The 15687-nt window shown below is 46.5% G+C and carries 9 protein-coding genes; 4 read left to right on the top strand and 5 right to left on the bottom strand.

Annotation, left to right across the window (positions count from 1 at the left end; translation table 11 throughout):
• Positions 1 to 5: 5 nt before the first annotated feature.
• The 3 genes from CLV42_RS14920 to CLV42_RS14910 form a co-directional block, all read right to left on the bottom strand.
• Positions 6 to 1835 (bottom strand): IucA/IucC family protein, encoded by a 1830-nt coding sequence (locus tag CLV42_RS14920; protein WP_106602717.1) that lies wholly within the window; start codon positions 1833 to 1835, stop codon positions 6 to 8.
• Positions 1836 to 1869: 34 nt separating this feature from the next.
• Positions 1870 to 2517 carry a GNAT family N-acetyltransferase gene (locus CLV42_RS14915; protein WP_106602716.1) on the bottom strand — a complete coding sequence of 216 codons (648 nt, stop codon included), beginning with the start codon at positions 2515 to 2517 and terminating at the stop codon, positions 1870 to 1872.
• A 257-nt stretch (positions 2518 to 2774) separates the two neighbouring features.
• On the bottom strand, positions 2775 to 5990 hold the full coding sequence (locus CLV42_RS14910) for an AsmA family protein (RefSeq protein ID WP_245901658.1): 3216 nt from the start codon (positions 5988 to 5990) through the stop codon (positions 2775 to 2777).
• Between the two features lie 201 nt (positions 5991 to 6191).
• On the opposite strand from CLV42_RS14910, the gene CLV42_RS14905 reads away from it, so the two are divergent.
• From CLV42_RS14905 to CLV42_RS14890, 4 genes are all read left to right on the top strand, one after another.
• The gene (locus CLV42_RS14905; protein WP_106602715.1) at positions 6192 to 6608 is read left to right on the top strand and encodes a DUF983 domain-containing protein; all 417 of its coding nucleotides are present in this window, start codon (positions 6192 to 6194) and stop codon (positions 6606 to 6608) included.
• A gap of 259 nt (positions 6609 to 6867) precedes the next feature.
• A complete protein-coding gene (locus CLV42_RS14900; protein WP_170117523.1) occupies positions 6868 to 8577 on the top strand; it encodes an RICIN domain-containing protein in 1710 nt (569 codons plus the stop codon).
• Positions 8578 to 8606: 29 nt separating this feature from the next.
• On the top strand, positions 8607 to 10115 hold the full coding sequence (locus tag CLV42_RS14895) for an RICIN domain-containing protein (RefSeq protein ID WP_106602713.1): 1509 nt from the start codon (positions 8607 to 8609) through the stop codon (positions 10113 to 10115).
• Between the two features lie 201 nt (positions 10116 to 10316).
• Positions 10317 to 11996: a sigma-54-dependent Fis family transcriptional regulator gene (locus CLV42_RS14890; RefSeq protein ID WP_106602712.1), complete on the top strand. Its 1680-nt coding sequence runs from the start codon at positions 10317 to 10319 to the stop codon at positions 11994 to 11996.
• Here CLV42_RS14890 and CLV42_RS14885 read toward each other — a convergent pair.
• Both CLV42_RS14885 and CLV42_RS14880 read right to left on the bottom strand, forming a co-directional pair.
• A complete protein-coding gene (locus CLV42_RS14885) occupies positions 11989 to 13353 on the bottom strand; it encodes a sigma-54-dependent transcriptional regulator (protein WP_106602711.1) in 1365 nt (454 codons plus the stop codon). The two genes, CLV42_RS14890 and CLV42_RS14885, sit on opposite strands and share 8 nt — an antisense overlap.
• Positions 13353 to 15599, bottom strand: coding sequence for a tetratricopeptide repeat-containing sensor histidine kinase (locus CLV42_RS14880; RefSeq protein ID WP_106602710.1), 2247 nt, complete (start codon positions 15597 to 15599; stop codon positions 13353 to 13355). The genes CLV42_RS14885 and CLV42_RS14880 overlap by 1 nt, the downstream gene beginning before the upstream one ends.
• Positions 15600 to 15687: the final 88 nt, after the last annotated feature.

Raw genomic sequence — 15687 nt, 5'->3', positions numbered from 1 at the left:
CATCGTTAATAAATTGGGAATTTGGAATGCTTTGCAAATGCTGCCACCGGGTTCTTCAAGGTTCCTACAAACTGAAGACTGCCAACCGGATCGGCCAGATCTACCATGCGTTCATTGTTACAGATCTGCAAACGGTTCAGGCAGGAACGGATGAACTCAGGCGCAAAAAGATCGTGTTGTCTGAACTTCTCTTTTAATTCGGGAAAGGACGCCTGATAAGCCAGTATACAATCTGCTACCAGTTCCCAGAACTGCTCTTCCGGATACGCGCTGTGTTCAACGAGGATATGTGCAATGTAACGGAAGATGTAGTCAAATACATCTGTAAAAATGGAAAGGATCTTCACCTCTTCCGGCATATCCACCGCCAGGCGTTTTACTTCATCCGGCAATACTTTCTCTTTGCTGATAACACATACTTCTTCTGTGATATCTTTCATGATCGCTCTTACCGGTACATTATTTTCCATAATGAGGATCAGGTTTTCGCCATGCGGCATGAATACCATATCATGATAGTAGAAACAATGCAGGATGGGGCTCAGGTATGCATCCAGGTATCGTTGCAGCCAGGAAGCAGTATCCAGTCCGGAGGTACGGATCAGTTCCGGTAACAGGGCTTTGCCTTCACGATCGATGTGCAGGAGTGCTGCCATCGTCATCAGACCTTGTCCTTTTTTTAACATAGGAATAGGACTTTCCCGCCAGAGCGCGGCCAGCATCTTCTTATACGGACTGTCGTTCTTTTCCGCTTTTTCGTATAACAGATTACGATAGCCTACTGTAGCCACTTCTCCTAACAGAATGAATCCTTTTTCCTGCAGGTATTTATCATCTCCCAGTTCATCTCTCACCCACTGGGTAATACCGGGTGTGGTACGCATGTAATAGGGAGACAATCCACGCATGAATCCCATGTTCAGGATAGACAGTGCCACCTTCACATAGAAACGTTCAGGCTTGCTGATGTTGAAGAAGGTGCGGATGGATTGCTGTGCTAAATAAGTGTCATCACTCACGCCGAGGAAGATCATATTACGGGTGGCAATATCCGCAGCAAAGATGTGGTTCATCTTGTTATACCATTGCCAGGGATGTACAGGAAAATACACGTAGTCTGCAGGCTCTAATCCCAGATCCAGCAGTACCTTATTAAACCGGGTTAGTGTAGCAGCATCCAGTTCCTGTGCCAGTAGTGTATCATAAGGCAGTTCAGCGGTAGCAGTATAAGTGGCCCTGCTACGGTGACCAGCAATCCACAACAGGGAAACAGGCGCCGCTGCTTCCGGTGCATAGGCCCTGTAGTCTGCCGCATCAAAACCGATACGCCCGTTGTTGGCTACAAAAGAGGGATGCCCTTCCATCATGGCATGTTCAATTACCTGGTAGTCGGCATGGGCCAATGCCTCTGAATTGGGGCCTTCCTGTGCACGCATATATGCGCTACCATATAAGGTACTGCAGATCTCTTCCAGGTACTTGGGCAGGATGTCGGGACGGATACCAATTGTTTCACTGAATTCAGCGATGAAACTGGCGGAATCCAACGGCACACTTTTACCATCTTCCGATTTTTCTATTGACCCATTTTCTATGTACCAGTGGTCAAGGTGCAGGATTTTCGCGCGGAAGCGGTATTCAATACCCGGCATATCTGCGGTGAGCACGTAGTAACCCCAGCCATCTTTTGTATACAACTCCTTCGGCTGTATTAAAAGTTCATGGGCAAATTCGCTGATAATTTTGCGTACATGCAAAGCGTTCGCTTTGCTCCAGATTTCAGGGCGCAGGTGTGCGACTCCGCTCCCGGGAGACAGTGCTGATGAGGGATGCATTATAAAGTTTTTATTAGATCCTTAAAAATTGCGGTTAAATGGTACCGGCAGATTGTAATTGCCGTTCTCTTTCCAATGCAGAGTTATATTGCTCTCTGGTACAAAAGGCCAGATGAGCGGTTTTCTCAGGAAGATTGATAAGGTGATGATATTCGAAGCCAGCGCGTTTATTGAGCAGGTGGATCTTTTCATTTCTGGCATCGGGCTCCACGATCAGCCGCTCTACCTTTTCCTCACTGAACATGAAGTCCATCAATACAGTAAAGACATTCCAGGTAAAGTGCCTGACTGGTGTCTCCGCTGGCGCCATGAGAATATGAAAGCCATAGTCGCCTGTCTGTACATCATAATACTCTCCTATCCTGTCTTTAAATGCCCAATAGAATTCTACCAGGAAGGCCGGCCTGTCATTATAAAATCCCATGAAAGGCTGTATATGTTCCGTGCGGATAAGTTCACTGTACATATTCCTTACTTTTTCTACTGTGCTATTTTGTAATTGCCAGTAGACGGCGTAAGGTTTATTCACCCATTCATGTATAAACGGAACATCTGTATCCAGCTGTAATGGCCGGAGATGAAAATGACCGCAGGAAGGAATCAAACTATCAAAGCAGGTGCCGCTTTCCGGGCATAGAAAGGCCGGTATGTGGTCACCACATTTATTACGCTTCTGTTGCATAATCAAAATAGTATCTATCGGTTTTTCCGCAATAGACGGTCACAGGAACTGATGAACTGCGACCTGCTAAAATGGTTTTTAAAACGGGTTAAATAGGTGTCTTTTATTTCATTAGATCGTGGCGAAGCTATTTCAAAAAGCTAAGGGTAGTTGATCAAAGCGGGAATTTCTTTTACGCAAACGGGAATAACAAATACATGACAAAATAAAAAGCCGCCCTTTTTATAGAGCGGCTTTCTCCTTTGACTTATGTTGCTTTATGCTTTTTTCGCTTTTCCTAATCCGACTTTAAAATTATCCGGTGTGCCCGTTACCTTAATATTCATAAAACGGATCTTTTTATCCTTATCGCGGTACTCAATGGCATCTACCTGGTCAGGGTCCACTTCTTCCCTTTTCCGGCCAAAAAGGGACTGAAAGCCGACCTGTGTGACCATCTTCATTGGTATACGCATGTAATACTCCATTTTCATATCCAGCGACTGCTTACCAGAGATCTCCATGAAGCCCAGGGAAGAGTTGATATTCATCTTTGGAATTTCCAACACACCATTCTTCAGCGTCAGTTTATTCTTCAAAGTATCAAAGCGGATCATGTTCAGGTTCTTGTCTTTGAAATAACCTGCCATTGCCTGCATGGGTGCAAAGTTTACCAGGCTGCCATTGCGGATATCAAGGTCCAGCTGCGCCTCACAGTTATCGATGATAGGCGTAAGGTCAGGATGCATCTGTATACGGCTTCTGATCTGTCCATTAAGACGGCCCTTTACATTCTTGTTGATCACATAGTCCTGCCCGAAGTGATCGAGCTTCAGCATCAGTTTTTCAATATTTACGTCAAATGCTCTTATCCTGCTGCGGAAGTATATCTTTTTCGGATCAGTACCATTGAAATGACCTCTCATCCCTATCTGACCTTCTGCTATGCCCATACCCAGTGTATCGAGATACAGGTGCTGGTTGGCCTGCATGCGGATGTTGCTGGTAACGTTCTTCAGCCACAGGCGGTGATATTTTACCCTGCCGATATTGACAGTAGCGCGGAAGTCGATGAATGGTATATTGAAGATATTAAAGGCGCCGGAATGCGTAGTGTCCTTGACTACAGCACGGCCTGCGGCAGGCGCTGCCACAACGGTTTCTTCATCTTCATTAGCCGTCAGTTTATAATTGGTCAGCTGGTCAAGGTCGAGGTTGCGGGAAGTGAATTGCAGGAAGTTTTCCTTCTTGCGTCTCGTCGTATCTTTTCCCATGTACAGGCGCATGCTGATGTCAAAATCAGTCTTGCCGATACGGCCTGTAAGTGTATCGAGTTTCAGGAAATTATCAGATCCGACCTTCACGGTACCTTTAATACTATCCACCTTGATCTTATGTTCCTGCAACTCTCCTGATACATTCGCCAGCTTCACTTTGGCGAATTTGAAGATGGAGTCATAACGCAGGTCGGCCTTCGCACGTAACCATATACCGGAAGCAACTTCCTTCTGGTAGTCTTTAGGCACGTAATTGCGGCTGATAGGTCCCAGTACATCTTTCATTGCCAGGTGCTGCGATTTCAGGTCAAACGCTACCTGCGTCTTTCCCCTCATCACTTTATCAAACCAAAGCTGGTAGTTGATCACCCGACCACTGAAAAGGATATCGCTGCTGTCTATCATACCGCCGAAGTTCCGCAGTAACAAAGCTGTATCATTGATATTGAGTTCGGCGCCGAAATCATGGAAAGCATGCGGATATTCTTTGAAGCTGGCATAGAGTTTCTCCATCTTAAATCTGCCTTTAGGCAATGGAGCAGGATGCTGCAGTTCTTTTACAGATGTTTCCAGAGACAGTCCTATGTTAAATCCGTAGATCTCTTCCTTTGCTTTCTTTGCCACAGTTGAATCGTACGACAGCAGTTCTTTCAGGATCATCTTCTTACTACGGGCATTGAATATCACCTTTACCGGCTTTTCCTGCTGATGGAACAGGGCAGGAAGATCGCTCAGGGAGCCATTCATGGCAAAGTCGGAGTTACCAAAGTAGAAGGACAGTGTATCGAGCTTTACGAAACCGCCCTTCATATCTGCATGTAGGTTGAGGTTATGAATAATATGTGGGTAGTTGGGTATACGGAAGGTCAGGTTGGTCACTTTCAGTTCACTCTGGATGCCCTCTTTCAGCTTACCCATAGACACTTCCGGTACGGTCATGTCTACCAGCTCATTAAAGTCCATCTTCAGGTTGATGTGTCCCGTGAGACGCTGCAGGTCAGCTATACCGAGAAATGCGCCTATAAACTCCAGTTCCAGCTCAGAATTGATCTGCATGATCATTTTCGGATCGGTAAAGTCCTTCATGACAAAGTTGGCCTTGAAGGTACCTTTTTCAGGGCGGGCGCTGACACTGAGCAGGTGCAGTTCTGAGGTTTTCAGGGAATGTTCTGCACCATTTGTATAGAAGCCTTTGAAGCCCAGGGAATCGATCTTTTTATTGGCGGTGGCGTTCAGCAGCCAGCCGTTCTCACATCCGAAATTGATCTTTATCAGCGGCAGTTGGTCGCCGGAGAGTTTTCCCCTGATGATCCCATCGAAGTAAAGGCGGCCATCATAACGGAACTGCTTGAGTTGTTCTGCGACTGATGCCGGTGCAAAGGACAGTAACTGGCCGATATCAGGCCTGTCTCCCTTCACTTTGAAGTTGACGTTATTACCATGTTTCAGGTCTGCCGTACCGGTTACACTAAAGCTGGCAGCTTCCAGTTTCAGACCACCTTCTGACAGGCTGACGAACTGATGGTCCTGGTCATATGTCAGCTGCAGGTCCAGTTCTACTTTTTTATGCCGGAAGAGGGACGTATCTATCGGAGTGGTATAGTCGGCGATCATGCCTCCTTCCAGGTGGGCAAAGATGGTTACGTTATCCATACGGAAAGCGGTTTTTACTTTCCCGATATGCGCGTTGACGTGCTGGCCGCTTTGTTTATCGGAAAAATCAATGTCCAGGTCTTTCAGTACGATCTTTTTGATGTCCAGGTCGAGAGATGCAGATTCTGTGGCTGTTGTTGTGATGGTATCCTGTTGTATCCTGTTGGCCTCAACGATATTCAGTTTACCATTTACATCCCTTACCAGGTCGAGGTGACCCTTTTTGAGTACTATAACCTTGACGTTGTATTTCTGTCGAAGGATATCGGGCAGGCTGAATCCGACATACAACTTTTCAAGCTGGTACATGGGCCTGCCGGTTTGTTGTTTCGTAGCGAAAAACCGGACGTTTGTCAGTCCTATGGAGATGTAAGGAAAGTTCTGGAATGGGGAGATGGTACTACCTTCTATGACCAGCTCGCCGGGTAGCTGCTTATTTAACTCTTTGATTGCCAGATTAATAAGGCGCTGCTGTTGGGAATACAGTACCCCTATTGCAATTCCGGCCAGTATTATCAGGATAGTAATAGGTATTAAAACGATTCGGAAAATCCTCTTTCGCATCTTGCCCGTCATGGTGTTGAGACTTGTCTTAAAGTAATAATGACGGCAAAAATAGAAAGCACCCCTATAAAATAAAAATATTTTATATGTACTGTCTTTTTCCTGCGACGAATCAGTAAAAAATACCATAAAGAAGCCGAATACCACCATAACGGGAGAAGGGCATTGAGCTACCTTTGATACAGCTAAAACAACTATTATATGTGTGCAGCGAAATTCGACAACAAGCCTAACCTGATGGGCAGTATCTTACAGAACAGGTGTCCTGCCTGTCGTAAGGGGAAAATATTTAAATCTGATAATGCTTATAACCTGAAGCACTTTACCGAGATGAATGAACATTGCCCGGTGTGTGGGGAGGATTTTGAAAGAGAGATAGGGTTTTATTTTGGAACCGGCTATGTTAGTTATGCGCTGACGGTGGCGTTCAGTGTGGCGACGTTTATTGCGTGGTGGGTGTTTATTGGTTTTTCATTGTACGATAACCGGATGTTCTGGTGGCTGGGAATTAATGCGGTATTGCTGGTATTATTGCAACCGCCGATTATGCGGGTTTCAAGGACGATATGGTTGGCTTTTTTTGTGAGGTATAGGCCGGAAACGCGTACGTTGGCATAAGTGCGGCTTTGGCGCCTGCTATGCGTGTTTAAAGAAGGACTGCGAAACCCTCCATCTCAGGAGGCCGGCAGTCCTTTTTTTATTTCAGTTCATAATTGCATTTCGCTGTTCTACGATATACCGTAAAAAACTTTGTTCATCCCAGATGCGAACTTTCTCATAGATAAGCTTTTAGTAGGATGGCCCCTGGTTTGCCATGTATGGTAGCGAAAACGGAATACCGGACACAAATAACCATTTACGTAAACCAGTTTATCTTATGAAGAAAACCTGTCTTGCCTTAGGCTTGTTGATAGCCATGCTATCTGCCTGTACCAAAAAAGAAAACAATACAGAAACAACACCACCTCCTTCGGGATTGACAGCTGATGCAGTGCTGAAAGGCTCCCCCCTTGGCGATGTGGTAGGAAAAGTGACCGTTGGCTACCAGGGGTGGTTCACCGCTCCTGGCGATGGATCAGCCGTTGACCGGTGGACACACCAGAACCTGGACATGTGGCCCGATACAAGAGAGTATGCAGTGACTTATCAGACGCCATTCCCTGCCCTGGGGAACGGACAACCGGCGAAGATGTTCTCCTCTTATGACCAGTCTACCGTTGATGTGCATTTCAGGTGGATGCAGGAGAATGGTATTGACTGCGCTGCGCTGCAGCGGTTCACGGGCGAATTGTCTGATCCTCCATTTAAGTCGCAAAGGGATGGTATGGCGCGGAAAGTAAGGGCTGCTGCAGAAGCCAGCGGCAGAAAGTTTTATATCATGTATGATATCTCCGGCGATGCGGAGATGCAGAGCCGTCTGAAAGCAGACTGGATCAATACCATTAAAGGTAGCCTGGACCTGCTGTCCTCACCCGCTTATGCGAAACAGAACGGGAAACCGGTGGTGTGTATATTCGGCATGGGCTATAAGGGAGCGAAAGAACCAGGTGGTGGCGACTCTGCCGCCTGTATAGATGTAGTCAACTGGTTCAAAAGCCAGGGATGTTATGTTATTGGCAGTGTTCCTATGGACTGGCGTACGCCGAATGTATTTTCCCGCACCAACTTCATGAAGGTCTATGAATCGTTCAACATGCTGGCTCCCTGGGCAGTAGCCGCTCAGGTAGTGGCATCTTATCAGCCATGGATACAGGGCGATTATGATTACTGTGAATCTCACGGTATCGACTACCAGCCGATTGCTTATCCCGGCTTCTCTTTTCATAACAGCAATGCCGGCAGTCCTCTTAACGAGATCCCCAGAAATCATGGCGATTTCATGTGGGCGCAGGTAGCGGTGATGAAAAAAGTAGGCGCAAAAAGTCTGTATATCGCCATGTTCGACGAAATGAATGAGGGTACCGCCATATTTAAAGTGGCTGAAAATGCTTCACAAAGTCCTACAGGTACTACGTTTGTTAATCTTGACCAGGATGGCGTGGCTGTCTCTTCAGATTTCTACCTGCGCCTCGTACATGATGCGGGGAGAATGATTAAAGGTGAGATTCCCTACCAGGCCACTCACCCCACACCACATATCATAGGTGGAAAAGGTCCGCTGGCTGATGGCACCTACCGGATCATTAACCGTAACAGTAACCTGGCGCTGGATGCAAAAGGACAGGGTACTGTCAATCAGACACCAGTACAGCAATGGGCCTATAGCGGAGGCGTTAACCAGCAATGGACCATCACCAGTCTTGGCGGCGATCACTATAAGATTATCGGAGTACAGAGTGGGAAAGCGCTTGATGTAGCCGGACAGAGCCTGGATGACGGTGCTAAGGTACAGCTCTACGACTATAACAGCGGCGCCAATCAACAATGGATAATATCGCCCACTGCTGGCGGATATTACACGATACTGTGTGTACAAAGCGGTAAAGTGATAGAGGTGCCTGCATTATCCACCGTGGCGGGAACGCTTATTGAACAATATGGGCTCAACAACGGTACCAATCAGCAGTGGATCATCAGTGCTCCCTGAATTATAGTTAATACTGTAAAATAAGAAACATGTTAAACAGATTAAGTGTAACTTTTATACTGATATTTTCCTTCCTGCTGAGTGCCTGCACAAAGAAGCATACCAATCAGGATATCATGAACACCACATCAGATAATATTGCTTATGCTTTGGCTGCTGCAGGTAGCGGCACACCTGATGATAGCAACATCAGGTATTTCGGGCGCTGGGATGTTAGTGATAACAGCCGTTATACGAGCTATTGGGGTGGTGCTTACCTGAAGGTGAACTTTACAGGCACTACTGTCAAATTAAAGACCGGCAACACCAGTAATTTCTATGCCCGGATAGATAACGGACCATGGATCTCTTATAAGAATGTGGGTGGCGTCATCAATCTTACACCTATGCCGCTTACCAGCGGCACGCATACACTGGCGGTAGCACAGGGAAGAGACTATGACTATGTATTCAGTTTTATGGGATTGATACTCGATGCGGGCGCTGTTACCAGCAAACCATCTACCGGTGCTTATCTCATCGAATATATTGGCGATTCCATCACCGCAGGCTACCTGAATGATCAGGCAAATGTGTCTGACTATGCATGGATCTGTTCAGAAGCACTGGGTGCCGAACATACGCAGATTGCTTATCCCGGCATTGCACTGGTGAGCAGTCAGCGACATGGAATAGCCATGGATGCGCAATATTTCCGTTTGCAGCCACCGAATTATCCGTCCTCTCCTTCCTGGGATTTTTCGAAATACACACCGCAGGTGATAGTGCTCAATCTTGGCACGAACGACAGCGACTACGAAGATTCCGACAGCACCTTCCGGGATGTTTATGCTGGGCTGCTAGCGGGTATCCGTTCCAGGTTCCCTCAGGCAGAGATATTTGTTATGCGTACCTTTCTCGGTATACGTTCACAGCCTACTGTAGCCGCCGTGGAAAACCGTATCATCACGGGCGACAAAAAAGTGCATTACATCAATACAGCGGGATGGCTTACGCAGTCAACAGCCGATTATCTGCCGGATAATCTGCACCCAAGTGAAGCCGGACATATAAAAGCGGCCGCTTTACTGAAAGATGTGCTGGCGCCATATACGGGAGGTAGTCAGTCTATACCGGACGGCATTTACAATATCGTCAACAAGAACAGCAATTTAGCACTTGACGCCACCGGCCAATCGACCGCCAATGGGACGCCTATACAGCAATGGACAGCCAACAATGGCAGTAACCAACAATGGCAGATCAGGCACCTGGGTAATAATCAGTACCAGATCAGCGGTGTACAAAGTGGCAAAACGCTGGATATAACGGGGCAATCCATTTTAAATGGAGCAGGCCTGCAGTTGTACGACTATAATGGCGGTGATAATCAAAAGTGGACCATTACAGCACAAAAAGACGGTTACTATACCCTTACAGGCGTACAAAGCGGTAAGGTACTGGAAATAGGGGCACAATCAACAGCTCCGGGCGCCCGCGTAGCGCAGTATGCAAACAATGGAGGTGATCATCAGCTCTGGCTGTTTAAGCGTATTTAATGTATCATGTTGTATAATACACAAACGGAGGGGCAATTGTCCCTCCGTTTGTGTATGCAGGTATGCGAGTGAACGATCATACACTCTCATTCACGATATTTCGTGAATTTATGCAGGAACCTAAAATTGCGGCGAAACGTAACATTTCTATAGAAGCGCTTTTATTGTGACTATGTTTGTTCCGGAACATAGTGAACAAGTATGGAAAAAGCATATACTTCCAGACAACAGCGCGGGTATGATACACCTGACAGCCATTTCCTTATTAAAAGCCTCGAACAACAGCGAAGAGAACAGGCCGTCCTGCTGAAATTGAGTAGCATCATCGCCGGAGCAAAGAACAGACAGGACCTCCAGACAGTCATCACCGACCAATTACCCGGGCTTTTCGGAGGAAGATATTATACCCTTTGCCTGATCAATGAAGACGGCGTTACACATTCTCCATTCCTATATACAGCGGAAAACAGTATTCCTTACCGGGATGAAACACCCATCATCGTATCCGGTCATCCTGTCAATGACGGTATTTTTGACAAGGCTCTTGCGTCGGAAGAGCCGGTGCTTATAGACCTACAGACCGCCATAAAGGCCAATACCGTTCCCAGGTATGTTTACCGCTGGTTCAATGCCGGTATCAGTGAAATGTTGCTGGTAAAAATATCAGGAGGAGGTATGCCTGTAGGCGTGTTATATCTCTACGGAGAAAAGAAAGGCGCTTTCCAGGCAGATAAGTTCGGGTTGTTTAAATGTATAGCAGATATACTGGGTACAGGATTTCGCAATATCCTGCTCAATGAGACCATGGAGCGGCAACTCCGGGAAATAAGAAAGTACCAGGAGCAGACAGACGGAGATGTTCCCGGGTTCCAGGGCAATACCAAACAGGATAATGGTATCAAAGCCGTCATAGGCAACTCTCCTGGTATACAAAACATATTTGCTGTTATAGAGCGGGTCGCACCATCAGATTCGACCGTATTATTACAGGGTGAAACAGGTACCGGTAAAGAGGTGATCGCGAATGCGATACATGCTGCATCTCCCCGCGGGCATCACAGGATGATAAAAGTGAACTGTGCTGCATTACCTCCTGACCTCTTCGAAAGCGAACTGTTTGGTCACGAGAAAGGCGCATTTACAGGGGCCTTACAGCGAAGGATCGGCAAGTTTGAACAGGCGAACGATACAACCCTGTTCCTCGATGAAATAGGAGAAATACCACTGGAGTTCCAGGCAAAACTATTAAGGGTATTGCAGGAGAAAGAAATAGAACGTTTAGGGGGAAAAGGCGTCATCAAATTGAATGTGCGCATTATTGCCGCTACTAACCGTAATCTTGCAGCAGAAGTGAAAGCTGGTAATTTCCGGCAAGACCTGTACTACCGGCTGAATGTAGTGCCGCTATCAATACCTCCGCTGCGCAAGCGGAAGGAAGACATTCCCGTCCTGGTCACACATTTCGTCAACCATTATGCGAGCATATACGGCAAAAAAGCGCCTATCATAACAGACAAGGTAATGGAAAGCCTGATGTATCATGACTGGCCCGGAAATATCAGGGAACTGGAACACCTGCTGGAACGCTCCATACTGCTTAGTAAAAAAGAGGTCCTGCAGATAGATCTTCCCTGTGCACATTACGAAGCATCCTCTTCTGAAGAAGAAAGATTATTCAGCATAGTTCCCCTGGCAACCATGGAAAGGGACTATATCCTTAAAGTAGTCAGGCTTTGTAATGGAAGAATTGCAGGCCCTAATGGCGCCGCCGCGAAGTTACAGCTACCATCTACCACCCTCAATTCCAGGATGCAGAAATTAGGTATCAGAAAAGAGCATTTTAACATTCGCAGCACCCTCAGACAGGCAGATGCTATTTGAATACCTGTTTTATTCCCAGTCTTTTCATTTTGGAATAGAGTGTCTGTGCGGGAAGCCCTAATAACTCTGCGGCACCACCGGCACCAGATACTTTGCCTTTGCTGGCCTGCAGGGCACTAAGAATATGATCACGCTCCATTTCATCCATTGTTTTAAGTCTGCCTGTTTGTTCAACACCGGGAGCAGTAGCAGATGAAGACAGATCGAACGCCGGGATGTCTTTGCCTGTAGCCAGGAGCACATGACGCTCTATCAGGTGTTCTAATTCCCTGATATTTCCAGGCCAGTCATATGATATCAGCTGCCGCATGGCATTCTCTGTTATCTTTTCAACGCCTGCCCTGTTCTTCTCCGAATATTTCTTCAGAAAATAATCTGCCAGTAAGGGTATATCCCGCTTTCGATCACGTAAAGGAACCAGCTCGATCGGAAACACATTGAGCCTGTAATACAGGTCCAGCCTAAAGCGTCCTTCAGCTACTTCCTTTTCCAATTGCCTGTTCGTGGCCGCAATAACACGCACATCTATTTTAACCGGGACATCGCCTCCTATACGAACGACTTCTTTCTCCTGGAGTACTCTCAACAGTTTGACCTGTGCATCCGGCGACAGCTCTCCTACTTCATCCAGGAAGATCGTACCCTGGTGTGCCTGTTCAAACTTCCCTACCCTTCTCTGACCAGCGCCGGTAAAGGCGCCTTTCTCATGTCCAAACAGTTCGGTCTCGATCAGCGCAACAGGTAGCGCGGCACAATTCACCACCACCATAGGCAGCTCACTCCGAAGCGATAATCTGTGAATGGCTTTTGCTACCAGTTCCTTGCCCGTACCACTTTCTCCTGTGATTAATACGGAAGTATCTGCCGGTGCAACGATCCTTATCTTTTCAAGTATTTCCGCCGTGTGAGATCCGGTATCGTTTAAATGCGGACTGACATCAACTGTTTTCCGGAACTTTCTATCTTCGTCCCGATTGGTTTCCGTCTGTAATTTGTACCTGGCAATATCAAGCATAATAAACAGGTCCTTTTCCCGGAAGGGCTTTACCAGGAAGCCATGTGGACGGGTAAGTTTAGCCGCTTCCAGCGTCCGCTGGTTGGTATTCGCAGAGATATACAGAAAAGGGATATGCTGTTGCATCAATTCATTCCCCAGATCGATCCCTGAATAGTCGCCCTTCAATATAATATCTATCAGCACCCAATCCGGCTGATGCTGTTGTATCAGTTTCCGTGCTTTCTGAACAGACGATGCAATGCCGCAAACCTCATATCCAGCCTTCTTCAACATCTGCTGCAGATCATCGGCTACAATGAATTCATCTTCTACGACGAGTATTTTTCCTTTATTCGCCATCAGTTCAATATATATTTTCTGTTCTCCGGCGTAAATTCATGGTATGGGAAAGCCACGCCAATAAATACTCCCGGATGATTATTCAGGAGCGTGAACGAACCATCCAATTGCTCACTTAATCCCTGCATGAGACGCATCCCCAGTGAACTGCCTTCAAGCGCATCATTGAGATCTGTTATACCTATCCCATCATCGCTGACAGAGAGCCGGCAATTTTTATCATCTTCCATTTCCAGACATACAGTGATCGTACCCTTTCTTCCATCAGGAAATGCATATTTCAACGCATTGCTGATCGCCTCATTGAGAATAAGTCCCAAGGGCACTGCCTGTACAACTTCAAGTGCTATATGCCCGCAATCAACAATAAATCTGATATTATTCCCCTCTTCATGACTATCCTTTATATAACCGATCAGTTCCGGGATATACCAGCGCATATCGATCGTACCGGGATTATCCGTCTGATAAAGCCGCTGATGTATAAGGGACATGGAATACATACGTTGCTGACTATTCCTGATAGCATCAAGTGCATCTTTATTGTTAAGGTACCTGGATTGTGTATTCAGCAGACTGATAATAACCTGTAGGTTGTTTTTCACACGATGATGAATCTCCTTTAACAGCCACTCCTTATCATCTACCAGTTTCCTGAGGTCTTCATTCTGCCTGTTGATCTCATGCTGCTGGGTTTCCAACCTGATGTTCATCACCTTTTTATTTCTGTACCGGCTGTAGACAAGTCCGAGAAAAATGATCAGCAGGGCCACGCTGGCGATAATCGCATTCCTGATGATCTTTTCTTTTTGCAGGGAGGCTTCCTGTGCCTTACTTTTCTGTACCAGCAGTTTAATGTCATTGTCCTTCTTTTCTGTTTCAAACTGGAACTGTAGCTCTGCCAGTTGCCGGGACTGCACCATATTCCGGAGAGAATCAGATATAGATTTAAAGTTCCTGAAATGCGCCATTGCTGTTCCCAGCTTACCTGCAGCTGAATCTATCTGATAATAGAGATACTCCGCAGTAGCGCGTTTGGACTTTATCACAGGATAGCGGTCCTGCAGCCGGAACAGGGCATCCAGGTATTGTTGTCCCTCTCTGAAACGGCCGGCATTCACCAGGTAAGAGGCCATGGAAAACCGTAAGGCCTGCCTCATATTTTCATCAAAGTCTTCCTGGTCATACACCTTTCTTAGTTTGCGAAAATATATTTCACCTTGTGGCAGATCGTTTAATGCGATATAAATATGCAGCCGCAATATATCAAAGGCGCTTTCATCGTATACATCCAGTTCCGGAGAAATGGCTATTCCGGCGTTGATTGCTTTCAGCGCTTCGCCATAGGCTTTTGTTCTTGCCAGTACACGGGCAATGCTAGACTGTATATTCTGTACGGCAAATGAATCTTTATTGGCATAAGCGATCGGCAATGCTTTTTTGTAGCAGGCCATTGCCTGCTGATTGTTTTCAATAGACCAATAACAATCGCCAAGCCTGTTGTAAATGGTGGCCATTAATGATCCGCTATCTTTCAACTCCTCACCAATTTTTACCGCCAGCGTATTATAACGAAGTGACTCTCCGAAATTATCTGTCCGCACATAAACATACCCGATAAGTCCATAGACGCCCTGCAGGCGTTTATAGCCAACTTCCTGGTAGAGGGCCACTGCTTTTTTCAGATGGGTGAGTGCATTGGGATAGTCCTGCTTCAACTGGTACAGATCTCCTATAAATTCTCTCAGCTGTGCTTCTGACAGCTTTTCCCCCAGGCCCGCATAGATCTGCATCCCCTGCTCATAGAGTGCTATTTTACGGGACATATCGTTCCCGTCGTTACTGTAGGTGCCTCCCAGCTCGATCAATGCCTGGGCTTTCTCCCTGGCGGTACCCGCCTGACCAAGTATTTCCACTGCCTGAGCAGCCGGTGTTCTGGCCTGCACCCCTTGTCCCATTTCCCTGAACGTTTTGGCGCGTAATAATCTGCTTAAGCCAAGACCGCGTTTATATTGCTGCTGCGTGCTTATCCGTTCTATTTCAGCAGCCATATTCATAGCGCTGTCCATATCCGGAGGAAAAGACCCCGGCTTGTTCAGACAACGTTCTGCATGTTGCATCAGTGTACTGATCCTCGCTGTATCCGAAACTGCAGCCCGGCGATCATTATTTTGCCGGTTACATCCAACACCTGTTGTGGTTAAAAGGAATCCAATAAAGCTGGCAATAAAAATATAGTTACTCATACCCGTTCACTGTTGTAAGCCAGATGCAAATTTAGCCTTAAATAACTGAAGAGTTTTCCAGAAAGTCATTTCACTATTGTTAATCCTG

Source organism: Chitinophaga ginsengisoli (assembly GCF_003014595.1).
GTDB classification, from domain to species: Bacteria; Bacteroidota; Bacteroidia; order Chitinophagales; family Chitinophagaceae; genus Chitinophaga; species Chitinophaga ginsengisoli.
Note: the sequence above shows the minus strand (reverse complement) of the source record. Positions and strands in the feature narration are given on the sequence as shown.